Annotated in this window: 15 protein-coding genes and 2 tRNA genes; 6 read left to right on the top strand and 11 right to left on the bottom strand. The window is 56.9% G+C overall.

All coding sequences use genetic code 11. The annotated features are described in order from the left end of the window. Positions 1-125: 125 nt before the first annotated feature. Complete coding sequence (gene gndA, locus D3791_RS15795) at positions 126-1,565, bottom strand: NADP-dependent phosphogluconate dehydrogenase (protein WP_172512770.1); 1,440 nt, start codon at positions 1,563-1,565, stop codon at positions 126-128. Positions 1,566-1,772: 207 nt separating this feature from the next. On the opposite strand from gndA, the gene D3791_RS15790 reads away from it, so the two are divergent. Further along, entirely contained in the window at positions 1,773-2,507 is a 735-nt protein-coding gene (locus tag D3791_RS15790; protein ID WP_022877064.1) for a FadR/GntR family transcriptional regulator, read from the top strand. 96 nt (positions 2,508-2,603) lie between these two features. Here the strand turns inward: D3791_RS15790 and D3791_RS15785 are convergent, their stop codons facing one another. Both D3791_RS15785 and D3791_RS15780 read right to left on the bottom strand, forming a co-directional pair. Beyond that, complete coding sequence (locus D3791_RS15785) at positions 2,604-4,019, bottom strand: GntP family permease (protein ID WP_022877063.1); 1,416 nt, start codon at positions 4,017-4,019, stop codon at positions 2,604-2,606. A 47-nt stretch (positions 4,020-4,066) separates the two neighbouring features. Continuing rightward, the gene (locus tag D3791_RS15780) at positions 4,067-4,588 is read right to left on the bottom strand and encodes a gluconokinase (RefSeq protein WP_022877062.1); all 522 of its coding nucleotides are present in this window, start codon (positions 4,586-4,588) and stop codon (positions 4,067-4,069) included. A gap of 319 nt (positions 4,589-4,907) precedes the next feature. Here D3791_RS15780 and D3791_RS15775 point away from each other — a divergent pair, with 319 nt between their 5' ends. Both D3791_RS15775 and trhA read left to right on the top strand, forming a co-directional pair. Then, a complete protein-coding gene (locus tag D3791_RS15775) occupies positions 4,908-5,168 on the top strand; it encodes a GlsB/YeaQ/YmgE family stress response membrane protein (protein WP_022877061.1) in 261 nt (86 codons plus the stop codon). A 168-nt stretch (positions 5,169-5,336) separates the two neighbouring features. Next, positions 5,337-6,026, top strand: coding sequence for a PAQR family membrane homeostasis protein TrhA (gene trhA, locus D3791_RS15770; protein WP_022877060.1), 690 nt, complete (start codon positions 5,337-5,339; stop codon positions 6,024-6,026). A 78-nt stretch (positions 6,027-6,104) separates the two neighbouring features. Here trhA and D3791_RS15765 read toward each other — a convergent pair whose 3' ends face one another. The 3 genes from D3791_RS15765 to D3791_RS15755 all read right to left on the bottom strand — a co-directional run bounded on the left by D3791_RS15765 (position 6,105) and on the right by D3791_RS15755 (position 9,287). Further along, positions 6,105-7,379 (bottom strand): MFS transporter, encoded by a 1,275-nt coding sequence (locus D3791_RS15765; RefSeq protein WP_022877059.1) that lies wholly within the window; start codon positions 7,377-7,379, stop codon positions 6,105-6,107. Then, positions 7,379-8,545 (bottom strand): acetylornithine deacetylase, encoded by a 1,167-nt coding sequence (argE, locus tag D3791_RS15760; protein ID WP_246242193.1) that lies wholly within the window; start codon positions 8,543-8,545, stop codon positions 7,379-7,381. Before argE ends, D3791_RS15765 begins: the two co-directional genes overlap by 1 nt. An 85-nt stretch (positions 8,546-8,630) precedes the next feature. Continuing rightward, positions 8,631-9,287, bottom strand: coding sequence for a TetR/AcrR family transcriptional regulator (locus tag D3791_RS15755; RefSeq protein WP_172512769.1), 657 nt, complete (start codon positions 9,285-9,287; stop codon positions 8,631-8,633). Positions 9,288-9,355: 68 nt separating this feature from the next. Here D3791_RS15755 and D3791_RS15750 point away from each other — a divergent pair, with 68 nt between their 5' ends. Next, positions 9,356-10,579 carry a glycosyltransferase gene (locus tag D3791_RS15750; RefSeq protein WP_172512768.1) on the top strand — a complete coding sequence of 408 codons (1,224 nt, stop codon included), beginning with the start codon at positions 9,356-9,358 and terminating at the stop codon, positions 10,577-10,579. A 50-nt stretch (positions 10,580-10,629) separates the two neighbouring features. On the opposite strand, the gene D3791_RS15745 is transcribed toward D3791_RS15750, so the two are convergent. Further along, on the bottom strand, positions 10,630-10,824 hold the full coding sequence (locus D3791_RS15745; protein WP_022877055.1) for a CsbD family protein: 195 nt from the start codon (positions 10,822-10,824) through the stop codon (positions 10,630-10,632). A gap of 411 nt (positions 10,825-11,235) precedes the next feature. Between D3791_RS15745 and D3791_RS15740 the strand changes: the two genes are divergently transcribed. Then, on the top strand, positions 11,236-12,264 hold the full coding sequence (locus D3791_RS15740) for a methyltransferase (RefSeq protein WP_172512767.1): 1,029 nt from the start codon (positions 11,236-11,238) through the stop codon (positions 12,262-12,264). A gap of 229 nt (positions 12,265-12,493) precedes the next feature. Here D3791_RS15740 and D3791_RS15735 read toward each other — a convergent pair. Continuing rightward, a tRNA-Val gene (locus tag D3791_RS15735) sits at positions 12,494-12,566 on the bottom strand. Between the two features lie 226 nt (positions 12,567-12,792). Between D3791_RS15735 and D3791_RS15730 the strand changes: the two genes are divergently transcribed. Beyond that, complete coding sequence (locus D3791_RS15730; RefSeq protein ID WP_172512766.1) at positions 12,793-13,251, top strand: hypothetical protein; 459 nt, start codon at positions 12,793-12,795, stop codon at positions 13,249-13,251. Between the two features lie 87 nt (positions 13,252-13,338). Here the strand turns inward: D3791_RS15730 and D3791_RS15725 are convergent. From D3791_RS15725 to D3791_RS15715, 3 genes are all read right to left on the bottom strand, one after another. Continuing rightward, a tRNA-Val gene (locus D3791_RS15725) sits at positions 13,339-13,414 on the bottom strand. Between the two features lie 116 nt (positions 13,415-13,530). Next, positions 13,531-13,980, bottom strand: a complete 450-nt coding sequence (locus D3791_RS15720; protein ID WP_172512765.1) for a redoxin domain-containing protein — start codon at positions 13,978-13,980, stop codon at positions 13,531-13,533. Beyond that, complete coding sequence (locus D3791_RS15715; protein WP_152485573.1) at positions 13,980-14,354, bottom strand: DUF3052 domain-containing protein; 375 nt, start codon at positions 14,352-14,354, stop codon at positions 13,980-13,982. The genes D3791_RS15720 and D3791_RS15715 overlap by 1 nt, the downstream gene beginning before the upstream one ends. Positions 14,355-14,683: the final 329 nt, after the last annotated feature.

Genomic DNA, 14,683 nt, shown 5'->3' with positions numbered 1-14,683 from the left:
GACACCGATTATTCTCAATAATTACGGGCGAAAAATTGTCTTTGTGACTCACCTCCCAAAAAGAAAAACCGGCCCTTTTCCCAAGAATTACCTTAGGAAAAGGGCCGGTTTTTACTGTGGAAACTCTAGTGAGTGTCCTCTGCTGCAATCTCAGAACGGTCGCCGCTCCACAAGGTGTGGAAGGTGCCTTCCTTGTCGGTGCGACGGTAGGTGTGAGCACCGAAGAAGTCGCGCAGGCCCTGGGTCAGAGCTGCTGGCAAACGATCGCGACGCAGGCCATCGTAGTAGGCCAGCGACGAGGAGAATACTGGTGCTGGGATGCCCAGCTGAACGGCAACAGCGACAACGCGGCGCCATGCTGGAACAGCCTTGGCGATCGCTTCAGCGAAGGCTGGGGCGAAGAGCAGGTTCGCAGGCTTCTCGTCTGCGGAGTAGGCTGCGGTGATGTCCTTGAGCAGTGCTGCACGGATGATGCAGCCTTCACGCCACAGGCCGGCGATCTCGTCGAGCTTCAGCTGCCAGTTGTATTCGCCAGCAGCAGAGGTCAGCATATCGATGCCCTGCGCGTAGGAAACCAGCTTGGATGCGAACAGCGCCTGGCGCACGTCTTCGACGAAGTTCTCTGGAAGGGTGACCTCGGTGGTGTCCGCGGTGAGGACCTTCTGGCCCACGGCGCGGATGTCGCGCTGGGAGGACAGCGAACGAGCGAATACCGATTCAGCAATAGCCGAAACCGGCGAGCCCATGTCCAGGCCGGACTGCACGGTCCAGCGACCGGTGCCCTTCTGTCCTGCGGAGTCCTGGATTACGTCGATCAGCGGCTTGCCGGTGGCGGCGTCGGTGTGGCCCAGTACTTCAGCGGTGATCTCGATGAGGAAGCTGGACAGTTCGCCCTGGTTCCACTCGTTGAAGATCTCCGCCTGCTGAGCAGGTTCGATACCTGCAGCGCTGCGCAGCAGGTCGTAAGCTTCGCCGATAACCTGCATGTCGGCGTATTCGATGCCGTTGTGGACCATCTTCACGAAGTGGCCAGCGCCATCGGTGGAAATCCAAGCGCAGCAAGGAGCTCCGTCGTCGGCCTTAGCGGAAATCTTTTCCAGCATCGGGCCCAGTGCCTTGTAGGACTCAGCCGAGCCGCCTGGCATGATCGATGGGCCGAGCAGTGCGCCCTCTTCGCCGCCGGAGACGCCAACGCCAACGAAGTGAAGGCCCTTTTCATTAAGGGCTGCTTCGCGGCGACGGGTGTCGGTGTAGTGCGAGTTGCCTGCGTCAATGACGATGTCGCCTTCATCCAGCAGCGGAACCAGCTGGTCGATGACGGAATCTACTGGGCCGCCAGCCTTGACCATAATCAGGACGCGACGCGGGGTTTCAAGGTTCGCAACCAGCTCTTCGAGGCTTTCGGTGCGGATGAAGTCGCCTTCATCGCCATGCGCCTCAAGCAGCGCGTCAGTCTTTCCGACCGAGCGGTTGTGCAGGGCGACAGTGTATCCGTTGCGGGCGAAGTTACGGGCGAGGTTTGCACCCATCACGGCCAGACCTGTGACACCAATCTGTGCAGGCATAAAAATAAGTCTCCATCAATTACGGGGAGGGTGTGCCGTTAACAGAGACCATAAACCATGGCCCCTGAATCACGACCACGTGACCTTTCCATACTACTAGGCACAGGGCACTGTTTCCCAGAGAATGACCGAACTAAAAACATATTTATTTTGTGTATTCGGTGGGCGCAACGCTACTTGTCCCTAGTCGTTAGCTAAACTATCCCTATGGCAACAAGTCTGCACGCTCATGTGGTTGAGCATCTCGGCTCCCGCATCGTCAGCGGACAAATTCCCCGCGGCTCGATCATCCTTGCCGCCGATCTCGAACAGCAACTTCAAGTTTCCCGCTCGGTGATCCGCGAGGCCGTCCGCGTCCTCGCGCAGAGCGGACTGGTGACCAGCACCAAGCGCGTGGGCATCCGGGTCTTGGGGGCCGAAAGCTGGAATCCCTATGACACTCAAGTCATCCGCTGGCGACTGGCCGGGGATCAGAAGGGCACGCAGCTGCGTTCGTTGACCGAACTGCGTATTTCAGTTGAGCCTATGGCCGCTGAACTTGCCGCCGAGGTCGCGCCGGAAGCGATGCGCAAAGAGCTGATGATGATTTCGGCTCAGATGAACCACTACGGGCGCCAAGGCGATCTTCGCCGATTCCTGGAATTGGACATCCGTTTCCATGCTTTGGTCTTGGCCGCCTCGGGCAACGAAATGTTCGCCAACCTGGCGACTCCCATCGGCGCAATCCTTCGTGGTCGAACCGAACTCGGCTTGATGCCTGAACGTCCGCACGAAGAAGCCTTGCTCTGGCACCAGTCGGTGGCCGATGCCATCTCCAATTCCGATTCGGCCGGCGCGCGCAAGAACATGGAAAGCATCATGCGCCGCACCCACAACGAAATCTGCAGCCTCTGGGAAGGCCAGCCGCGCCTCTTTGTCGACCCGGCCAAGGACGCGCACTAAACCGAGCGAATCACTGATTGCCTATCCGGGTAACAAAAATCCGCTGTCCCCAACAATTGTTGGGGACAGCGGATTTTTTCGCTAGCGGAGCGTGCCCTAGGCGACCATCGTCGCAATGCCGTAGAGCACCATCACGAAGACGAAGCCGACAACCGAAACCAGTGCCTGGCCTACGGTCCAAACACGCAAGGTGGTCGAGACATCCATCTGCAGGAAGCGCGATACCAGCCAGAAGCCGGAGTCGTTCACGTGGCCTGCGAAGACCGAACCGGCGGCCAGCGCCAGCACCATGGCCGCGACCTGGAATGCGGTCAGGGAGCTATCAGCCAGAACGGCCGGCTGCACGATGGCAGCGGCGGTGGTCAATGCCACGGTGGCGGAACCCTGGGCCAAGCGCACGACGGCGGCGATCAGGAAGCCGGCGATGATCAGCGGCATGCCTACCGACTGCAGCGAATCGGCAATGGCGTCGCCGATGCCACTGGCACGCAGCACGCCACCGAACATGCCACCGGCGCCGGTGATCAAGATGATCGAGCACACTGGGCCCAGTGCCGAATCCACAACGGTTTCGATCAGGGTCTTGTCCTTGCCCTTGCGGAAGCCGAGCAGGATCATTCCGAGCAGTACGGTGATCAGCAGCGCTACCGGGGTCTCGCCGAACAGGCGCAGCCAGGTAACCCACGAAGCTTCAGCATCCACGACACCGGCGCTGCCGAGCATGTTCAATCCGGTGTTCAAGAAGATCAGCACCAGCGGCAGAAGCAGCAGGCTGAAAACTGTTCCTACGGAAGGCGAGGACTTGAAGTCATCTTTGCCCGAACCGTTGCCCAGGGCAGCGTCCAGGATGTCAGGTACCGGGATGTCGAATTTCTTGCCGACAAACTTGCCGAACAGGTGGCCGGAGAAGAACCAGGTCGGAATGGCAACGACCAGGCCCAGGATCAGCACCAGGCCGACGTTGGCTTCCAACAGACCCGATGCAGCCACTGGACCCGGGTGAGGAGGAACGAAGACGTGCATGACCGAGAAGGCGGTTGCGGCAGGAATCGCGTAGAACAACACCGATCCGCCCAGGCGACGGGCCACGGTGAAGATAATCGGAAGCATGACCACAAGGCCTGCATCGAAGAAAATCGGGAAGCCGAAGAGCAGCGAGGCCACGGAGAGGGCCAGAGGTGCACGCTTTTCGCCGAACTTGGAAATCAGCCAGTTGGTCATGACTTCGGCGCCGCCGCTGGTTTCCAGCATGCGTCCGAGCATTGAGCCAAGACCGACCAGCAAGGCAACGCTCGCAAGCGTTGAGCCGAAGCCACTGGTCAAAGTCGTGATGACCGATCCTGCAGGAATACCTGCGGCGATGGCGGTCAAAAGGCTGGTGAGAACCAGAGCCACGAATGCGTGGACTCTGAAGCGGATAATTAGAACCAGCAGCACGGCGACCGCCGCTACTGCTAGGCCGAGGAGACCGGGCGTGCCCAGCGTCCAGTTCAATTCGAGCTCAGGTGTCATTGTCGTCCTTGATCAATGGTTAACCATGCCAGCATCTGGCAGGTGGTTTATGCGAAGTGTGCTACCCCGAGGTCAACAACAAGCTGACGCACGATGTCCTGTGGGGATTTGGAAATATCCGCAGTGAGTACTGCTTCATCGGCAGTTGGCAATTCCAAAGTGGCCAACTGGCTGTCCAGCAGCGAAGAAGGCATGTACTCATGGGAGCGAGCGTTCATGCGATCGCGGATGACCGTGGGCACACCTGCCAGGTGCACAAAAATGGTTGACGGTTCGAGAGAGCGAATCAGGTCGCGGTAGCTGCGCTTCAAAGCGGAGCATGCGATGACCAGCGGTTCACCTTGGCTGGTTCCCTCAGCGAGTTTCTGGCCGATGACCTTCAACCACGGCTCGCGGTCTTGGTCATTCAGAGCTTCGCCTGCTGCCATTTTCTGCTTATTGGACTCAGGGTGCAGGCTGTCGCCGTCAATGAATTGACGATTCAGCTCATCTGCCAGCATCTGACCAATAGTGGTCTTTCCGCTGCCTGAAACACCCATAACGATGATGGCGGGAACCAGTTCACTCATGTATTCACTCCGTCGTGCGCAAACCTAATATCAGACTTAAGGATGGTTTGATTGGATAAAATCTGATTTAACAAGCGTAAGAGTGACCGTGATCCATGTCAACCATTTTGCACAAGCCAATCTCCACATTTGCCTAACGCCCTTATCAGGTGCATTTTTACCGGCGAATTCGAGTCAACCTTCAAGCTGCGATTGAATCAATGTTGTGAAAAGCCCGAAAATCACCGCGCCACCCGTAGAACCCCAGCTCAAAGCCATGTAATGTCTGGACTAAGTGGTCAAACCCGATCACTAGAGAATCTGACCATTGGAGCGAATCATGGGATTCATTGGATGGATAGTTTTGGGCTTGATTGCTGGCGCTATCGCAAAAGCAATCCTGCCGGGTAAGCAAGGTGGCGGATGGATCGCAACCCTATTGCTAGGCGTCGTCGGCGCACTGCTCGGCGGTTGGATCGGCAGCCTCATTTTCGACAAGGGCATGGGCGGATTCTTCTCGCTTTGGAGCTGGATCCTGGCGATCGGTGGCGCGTTGATCGTCCTTCTCATTTGGGGATTCATCACCAAGAAGCGCGCTTAACCGCAACATCTGGTTCTCAACCAGGGCTGAGCAGGAAACCCGTCCAATGTAAATTGGGCGGGTTTTTTCCTGTCTACCATCAAGCACCCGGCACAGTAGGAACCCAGAATCCTGACGTAGACTTCCAGAAAGGGGTTCATTCCCCCGAGCACTACGTTAAGGACTCCCGTGGCCATTGATCCGATGATCCCCACCGCAAAAATTCGGGCGCCGAAGAAATTCTTGTCGATCGGCACCGAACGAACGCGCTGGCGCGGACTGATCCATGCATGGTCAACGCCTGGCATCATCATCATGAATCTGGTGTTGATTGTCCTGGCCGATGGCCACTTGGCCGAATGGACCAGTGCCGTATTCGCGCTGTGCTCGATCCTCTTGTTCGGCACGTCCGCTTTGTACCATCGCGGCAATTGGACCGATAAGGTCATGGGCCTGTTCCGCCGCGCCGATCACGCCAACATCTTCTTGCTCATCGCTGGCACCTACACCCCGGTCGCAGCGCTGACTCTTCCAGCCAAGCAAGCCATCATCGTTCTTTCCATCATCTGGGCGGGCGCTTTAGCTGGAATCGCCATCAAGACCATCTGGCCCACCGCCCCGCGATGGGTCGGCGTAAGCCTCTACATCCTCCTCGGATGGGGCGCGCTGATGCAGCTGCCAGCTTTCTGGGCAGCGAACCCGGCGGTGATGATCCTGATCCTGGCTGGTGGCTTGGCCTATACAGTTGGAGCCGTTTTCTACGCCACCAAACGCCCTAATCCCCTGCCAACCATTTTCGGTTTCCATGAGCTGTTCCATGCCTGCACGATCATCGCGTTCCTTTGCCACTGGACAGCCGTACTGCTCGTAGCGCTCTGATCCCTGCCGATGCAAAAAGTCGAGCCCGCCAGCTTCCGCGAGAAGCTGGCGGGCACGACTGTTCTGTGGCCTCACTGTCTAGCGCTGCGCGTAGCGCTTTCTCACGAAGAACAGTCCCACCAAAGAGATCACGGCGATCGCCATGTAGTAGATGCTCGGTGCATCCAACGAGCCAGTGGCTTTCAGCAGCCAGGTCAACACCAGCGGAGCGATGCCACCCAGCAAGGTGACGCCGACGTTATAGGCCACGGACAATCCGGAACCACGGATCGCGGCCGGGAACAGCCCGGACAGCAGCGCCGGCAACGGACCGAAGTAGAAGGACATGATGACGCCCAGCAGCGCGATCACCACGACCATGACCCCGACCGTAGGGGTGGAAGTCATCAGCTTGAAGAGCGGATACGCCAGGACAAAGGCCGCCACAGCTGCATAAGTCATCACCCGAGCCGGGCCGATGCGATCAGCCAGATGTCCGACGAACGGAACACCGAACAGCGTGATCACGCCGGCCGCGATGCCTCCCAAGAACGCCGCGTCCCCCGGAATGCCGAGATTATTGACCGCAAAAGTCGGCATGAACAGGATCAGGTAGATCGAAATCGTTGCCACACCGATCACCGCGACGCCGGCCAGCAACCGCCCGTAGTGCAGCTTGAAGAGCGTCCCGAGCGGGAATTTCTCCTTTTCCGCCGCAGTGAATTCCTCGGTCTCTTCCAACCGGGCTCGGATATACAAGCCCACCGGGCCGATCAGCAAACCAACGAAGAATGGCACACGCCAGCCCCACGATTCCAGAGCCTCAGGACTCAGCCCCGTGGTCAGGAAGTATCCGAACCCGGAGGCAAGCATCATCGAGGCACCCTGGCTGGCGACCTGCCACGACGAGTAGTACGCCTTCTTATGCGGCGCCGTTTCGATCAAGAAGGCAGTAGCGGTTCCGAACTCGCCGCCAGCCGAGAAGCCTTGAATCAGCCGGGAGAGCAGGATGATCAGCGCGCCAGCCACTCCCACCGAGGCATAAGGTGGAGCTACAGCCATAATCAGGGTGCCCAGCATCATCAGCCCAAGTGTCAGCGTCAGCGCCTTCTTCCGCCCCTTGCGATCCGCATAGCTTCCCAGCACCATGCCACCGAGCGGTCGGATCACGTAGGAAATCGCAAAGGTCGCGAACGTGAGGATCAGCGCGAAAGTCGGATCCGATTCCGGGTAGAACACCTTGGCAATGGTGGTAGCGAAGGTCGCATAAACAATGATGTCGAACCATTCGAGGGCCGCACCGATGGAACTGGAGATGACGGCCCTGCGCGCCATCGCCACCTGTTGTGCGGTAGCTCGCCCTGAGGCGCTCATCAGCTCAGCTGCGCAATCAGTGAGTCAATGAAGTTTTCGCACTCGGAAATCTGCTCGAGCAAGATGTACTCGTCTGGCGCGTGCGCCTGGGCGATATCGCCGGGGCCGCACACCACCGTCGGGATGCCCGCTGCCGAGAACAAGCCCGCCTCGGTGCCGTAGGTGACTTTCTCATCGGTGGCTATCGCGCCGCATGCGGCTGCCAGCGCAACGATTTCTTCACCGGGCTCGGTATCCAGTCCCGGGGCGCCGGCCTGCTGCTCGAAGCTGACCGAGCAGGATGGATTCTTTTCACGCATTTGCGCTTCCAGCTTCGCTGCTTCATCACGGAAACGAGCGGTGAGCGCCTCACGATCGACCACTGCCAGCGACCGGTACTCGAAGAACACTACCGCTTGGGAAGGGATCGTATTCACTGCGATGCCAGCGTCGAACTTGTTCACGTTCATGGTGGTCGTAGGCTCGATAAATGCCTCATCGCTAGGTCCGCTCGTTCTAAGTTCCGCGGACACCTCTTCCACGAAGTTCGCAAACTTTAGCGCGTAGGAGATTGCGTTGACCCCTTCAGCAGGAAGCGATGAGTGGGCGGCAACGCCGTTGAATTGCACACGGAAGACGTTCATCGACTTATGCCCGCGAATGGCGCGCATGCTCGACGGCTCCCCTACAAAACATCCGCGCGGTGCCAATCCGTCAGCCACAATCTTCTCGACCAGGCTGACTGCGCCGACGCAGCCCACCTCCTCGTCGTAGGACAAGGCCAGGTGGATCGGCTCTGAGAGTTGGGCGCTGGTCAGTTGATCAAGCTTGGCAAGAATGACCCCAAGATAGCCCTTCATGTCGCAGGTTCCACGGCCATAGAGTTTGTCACCGCGCACCTGGGCATCAAAAGGTTCGCTGCTCCAGTCCTGTCCATCAACAGGGACAACGTCCGTATGCCCGGAGAGCACAATGCCGCCAGAAAGTGTGCCGTCGCTGGCCGGGATGGTCGCCAGCAGATTAGCCTTGGTGCCATCCTCGTTGTGAATCAGCGTTGACTCGACACCGTGCGCTCGAAGCTTGTCGACAACATTTTCGATGAGCGGCAAGTTCGTGTCCCGGCTCGTCGTGTCCACCGCGATCAGCTCGCGGATTTCTTTCATGCTTGCTTCGGACGGTGCAGCCATCACAACTCCTGAGTACTCGGCTTCATTACACAGTTTTCATGCTGTCATACCTTGTCATCTACGTATAGAAGATTTCATACTAAGGCTATGCGTACGGGTACTTCCCCACTCCAACACCCCGAAGATACGTAACGATGGCCTGCTCGAATGCGCTATCCAGGTCCAGAGGCTCATTGATTTCACTCAGCGCTAGAAGCAAGTGCGGGTACGAACCCATCTGCATGGCATTCAATAAGGCTGAAGCGTCCTGCTGCCCACGCTGGCTCTGATCATTGAGCGCAAATGCGGCAGTGATGGAGTTCAGCATTGCGAGAGTGTGCAGTTTTCGGGCAGCGCTCAAATCCGTGTCGGCCAGGGCCAGCAAACCACGCTCTAGGTACACCAAGGAATTGGGAGTCACCACCTGGTTTCGCATTACGATCAACGGAACCCACGGGTGACGACTCATGATCCGACGGCCTTGGCGAGCTATTTCCAACAGCTGCTCAATTGCGGAGCCCGAACATGCCTCATAGTCATACTCAGCACTGATGCGGTCCACCATCAGTTCGGTGAGCTGATCGTAGGACTTCACGTATCGATAGAGAGATGCAGGCCCCGTGCCGAGCTTCGACGCTACGCTCCGCACCGAAACAGCCTCAATTCCATCAGCATCGGCGAGGCCAACGGCAACATCAACGATTTTCTCGCGCGAGTATTGAGGTTTTGGACCGGTGGTCCTCTGCGTTGGATTCTTGGCCACAGTTCGTGCTCCTGGAGACTGTATAGTTAATCGCGAACACTGTTCGCAATTAATGTTACAGGAGATTCATGCGTGTACTGATGGTTACCCCTGGAACCCGTGGTGATGTCACACCTATGGCAGGCCTAGGTCAGACACTCATCCGGCAAGGTTTTGATGTCGCGATCGCAGCAAACCCTGCGTATCAAGAGGTGGTTGCCGCTTCCGGATGCGCTTTCCACGAGCTTCCAGGCGACATGAGCGCTCTGGTGAATCCTGCAGCCCCCGGCACAAAGACCAGTCCCAAGGATTTGCGAAACTACCTCGCAGAATTGGGCACCTACTTTGATCAAGCGGCCACCGGCACCTTGCGCGCCGCAGAGCACTGTGCAGATTTGATTCTCGCAAATTCAGTGGCACCCTTCGCCTTCGATGTCGCCGAGGCGCTAGGAATCCCGTCCATCAGCGCACATTTGCAACCCACCGAACCAAGCGGTCAATACGCACCGATGACTTTAGGCACTGCCCGAAGTTTTGGAAACGTTGGAAACCGGGCATTGCATCACCTACTTTCATCGGCAAAGGCCCCCTATGATGCGCCAACCGCACGCATACGCACAGAACTGGGACTGCCCAAGCGAAGCCGGGCGGCCACAGAACGCCAGCGCCGAAAGACCGGTCAACCAGTCCTTAATGGTTTCAGCTCCGCAGTTGTGCCCCGCCCGGCTGATTGGCACGAGAACATCATCAATTGCGGTTACTGGTGGCCGGCGACCGACCCTTCGTGGAGCGCCCCAGCTCAGCTGCGAGATTTCCTCTCCGCCGGAGAGCCACCGACATTCCTTGGATTCGGGAGCACCCAGGCCTTGGAACTAGACTTCCTACTTGAAGTTGCCCGCCGCACTGGCCGCCGCACCATCGTCCAAGGCGCCGGAGAATTTAGTGAGACCGACGTACTGGGCATTGGTCCAGTGCCTCATCAGTGGTTGTTCCCTCAGGTAACTGCGGTGGTGCACCATGCCGGTGCGGGCACGACGGCCGCCGGCTTGCGCGCTGGCACCCCGGCAGTGCCGGTACCGATTTTCACCGATCAGCCCTTCTGGGCTGCTCAACTGCACCGTCTCGGAGCGGGCACCGCCCCGATCCCCTTCAAGAACTTGACGGTTGGCTCGCTCACCGAAGCCATCAACGAAGCAGTCGGCAATGAGCAATATCGCCAAAGTGCGAAATGGCTCTCGACCAAACTCGCGGACGAAGAAGACAGCGCGCTAACAGTTGCAACGTTCTTGGAACAGTACCGTCCCTCACGCTAGAGGCAACAAGGGCACCCACCGTATGGTGGGTGCCCTTGTTGAACTAACTGCTACTTGTTGAAGTCGTCGCGGACGTCTTTGGCTGCATCCTTGACAGCTTCTCCGGCCTGCTTCGCTTTGGCCGCGGCCTGATCCTTAACGCCTTCAGCCTGCAAATCCTCATTGTTGGTTGCATCTCCGACAGACTCCTTAACCTTGCCGGATGCTTCCTGAGCCTTGTTCTTGAACTTATCGCCTAAACCCATCAGATGAACTCCTTTTGCAGTCGATTGAACAACGAACACTTTCGACGCTACAGGCCCCATTCATGAATGGGCTGTCGACCCGCTACGTACTTGCTGGACGTATTCGACAAAACCTGAGGAATCCGAAAAAGTCGAGTAGGGTCTCCGCACGCGCACCTCCAGCCGAATTCGTCGGTAGACTTGCGCTCAACGACCCTCGCAGCTGCACAGCTCATGCGCGGTTCTCCAACGGGTGAGCACCGCAAATCGACAGGGCGTTGAGCCATCTGCACTGCATCAGGCATTTCCGAACCTACTATTTCGTGGACCCTCGATGGCATAGGCCATCACGCTTCATGGTTCTCGGCCAACGACCGACCTGCTCCCAAGAAAGTTGTCGCTGTAGACGATCGGCTCAGCGCAGATGCTGCGATGCGAAATGCGGCACAGGGCATTGCGATGTTATGGCACGGCGACTACAACAACGCCAGGCAATTACTGTCAGCCATGGATCGAAGACTTGGCAATATCGAGGCTGGCCGATCTCTCAAACGAGGGCAAAGCGACGAGCAGAAGTTCTATTCCATTCGCCAAGCACGGGCGCATCGTTCCCGGATGCTCTCCCTGTTGTTGGTCCCGTTGTCTGTTAACGGCACACCTGAGTCCACGCAGATATCTCTGACTAGAGCGCCTGAAGTGGGAGCCGCGATCGCGTTCGGATATGAACAGTCCCGAGGCAGCTACGCTGGCCAAGCAGCAGTGAGTCTGCAGGAATTGACCGGAGTTCTCAGCGCCCACCAATGGTTCCTCAATGGAGTGGAGGTTCCGGCCCTAGGGAAGAAAATCTACCCCAGCTACGGCACCTTCATGCCCACCCGACAGGAGTACGTGGACCTTGTTGCCAAGGCGCCGATCAAGAACGCCCAGGTTGCCTTTGACATAGGCACCGGGACTGGTGTGCTCGCAGCCCTGTTGGTAGCCCGTGGCGTGAAGAAAGTTATCGGCACGGACATTCACCAGCGTGCGGTGGACTGCGCAAACCAGAATTTCGCGCAACTTGGTATTTCAAGCTCGGCTCACGCCGAACTGACCAATATGTTCCCCGATGGCAAAGCACCACTGATTATCTGCAATCCTCCGTGGCTCCCGGGCAGCGCCCCAACCAGTCTTGATGCAGCCATCTACGACCCCGGAAGCAAAATGCTGTTGCAGTTTCTTCGTGGCCTGCCTGAGCATCTCACCGAAGATGGTGAAGCCTGGTTGATCATTTCGGATCTGGCAGAATTACTCGGGCTCCGAACTAGCCAGGCTCTGGCCACAGCTATCAATGACGCTGGACTAAAGGTTGCTGGTCGAATCGATGCCCAACCACAACATGCTAGGGCTTTTGATCAGTCGGATCTGCTCTACTCGGCCCGATCCGTGGAAACAACAACCCTGTGGCGCTTAGCGGTTCAGTAAAACGTCGCTGGCTATTCTCGTAAGACAGGCACTAGCGCGAAGCCACGATAGCCTGGAGAAACACACTAGTAGCTACAATTCCGCTGCTTCAGTGCAAGAGATGGGGACACTCCCCCGGATATGAAATCGACGTTCTATCATGAGGCCCGTCATTGACGTACCCTCGGAAAATAACAAAAACCCGTTTCAACCAGCCATAGTTGACTGATGGAAACGGGTTTCTTTTCTGTGGGCCCTACCGGGATCGAACCGATGACATTCACGGTGTAAACGTGACGCTCTACCAGCTGAGCTAAAGGCCCTCCTGCAGCTCCGACGCTTACAAATCTCTTTGTTTTGTTCGTTTTCTGCAACAAGAAATAATTTAGTACACCCGGGACTGACTTGGCAAATTGAAATCGTCAAAAATCAATAAGAGTGCCGAGCGTCACCACTGGAACGCCATATTCCTGCAGCTTCCCGTTTGTCCGCACCCGTGCCTAAGAAACAATCAGCCAAACTGTCGGAACGATCGATCGGGCTATAGGCATGAAGAAAATTCTCGCCCCCATGTCAATCGCCCTTAGCTTCGCACTGGCCTCCTGCGGAAGCCAATCACCGTCCGACGGATCAGCATACTCATCCCCAACCGTCACCCCAGTTTCGTCAGAATCCGCTCAGCCCATCGATATGCAGGGCACATGGAAGCAGAAGAATTCGATGGACGCGGACGCTTATCAGGAAGCCATTATCGATTCAGAAACCATAACCATCAATTGGGTCACGAATCACGGGGACACGAAATCGCTCTATTGGGTTGGTTCATTCGAAGAGCCGCATGCAGCGGCGGACACCTACTCATGGACTTCCAAGCGGGACCGAAAGACAACTGATAACGCAATATTGGCCTCAAGCGACAAGACCAAGAAATTTACATTTCACAAGGACGAGATTTCGTACGAAGCCGGCATCATGGGAACGACTACCATGGTGCGCCTCGGTAAATAATTCAGGTGCCAATCGGCCCACCAGTACAACGCCGGAAAATGCAGAAATGCAAAAAACCTCGATCCGTGTGGATCGAGGATTTCTGTTTGGTGGGCCCTACCGGGATCGAACCGATGACATTCACGGTGTAAACGTGACGCTCTACCAGCTGAGCTAAAGGCCCTAACCATGTTCGCTTTGAAAGCCAACGAGGAATAACTTTACAGAGATATTTGGTGGCGCGCAAATCGAGAACCGCATTTTCCGCGTGAACTGGAACACCAGCGAATTCAGCCGCCCCTACAGGGCGTCAACCCCGTCCTTGTAATCTTGAATCTTGCGGGCTTCGGTCATCGCACTATGGAAAATATTGCGAACCACGCCATCTTCGATGAGCAACGAGAGCCTGGTCGCTACACCCTGAGCCTCGTCGAAAGCGCCAATTCGCCGCGCCACTTCCCCGTGTGGCCAGAAATCCGCGAGAAGCTCGAACTTCAGTTCCATCGATTCCGCATAGTTGCGAAGCGTGAATTTATGGTCGACGGAAATGCCGATGATCCGCACCCCGCGCTGTGCAAAGTAATCATGCTCTTCATTAAGCGCCGCCAGCTCCGAACCGCAGACTCGCGAAAATGCCCATGGGTAAAAGACAACCAGCACTCGGCCTTGGGAAAGCCCGGTGCTGGTTATCGACTCACCGTATTGATTTTGCAGCGAGAAATCGAACAGGCGCGAACCTGCTTGAATCATTAGTTCTTCTTACGTGGGGCCAGGCGGACTGCGGACCAGTCCTCCGATACGCCTTCACTGGTCGTCACATGCAGACCAGCGCTTGGCGCCTCCTGCTGAATTAGTGCTGGGGATACGTGACCTTCGCGGCCCTGCTTTGGGGTGAGCAGCCAGACTACGCCGCTTTCGTCCAAGCAGTTCAACGCGTCCATCAACGAATCTACAAGGTCTCCGTCGCCATCGCGCCACCAGAAGATAACTGCGTCGACAACGTCATGATCCTCTTCGGTGAGCAGCTCTGAACCAATCAGATCCTCGATCGAGTCACGCAGATCGTAATCCACGTCATCGTCGTAACCCAGTTCCTGAATAAGGTTTTCATTTTGGAACCCCATTTTTTTGGCGGGCTCCAGATTTGCCGATACGGCGTCGCTCACTTCATTCCTCCTGCTGGTGCAAAGCGTTACTACCAACGAAACACGGTTTTCCTGTTCCATTCAAGCGCTGCAGCAATAACACGCCGAACAAATATAACCCACAATCCGGTGGCCCACATCATACCGACAGGTGCATTATCCAGATAGCTCCCATACGATGTTGCGCAAGTCACTTTATAAGTCAGATTTAAGCGGTTTTTGGGCCAGAAATATGCTCCCAAGCCCGCAAAAATGACATTAGAGTTGCATATGAACCGACAGTGCACATCACTCCAGTGTTACTGCAC

Origin of the sequence: Glutamicibacter mishrai (genome assembly GCF_012221945.1) — a bacterium.
In the GTDB taxonomy this organism is placed as follows: domain Bacteria; phylum Actinomycetota; class Actinomycetes; order Actinomycetales; family Micrococcaceae; genus Glutamicibacter; species Glutamicibacter mishrai.
Note: the sequence above shows the minus strand (reverse complement) of the source record. Positions and strands in the feature narration are given on the sequence as shown.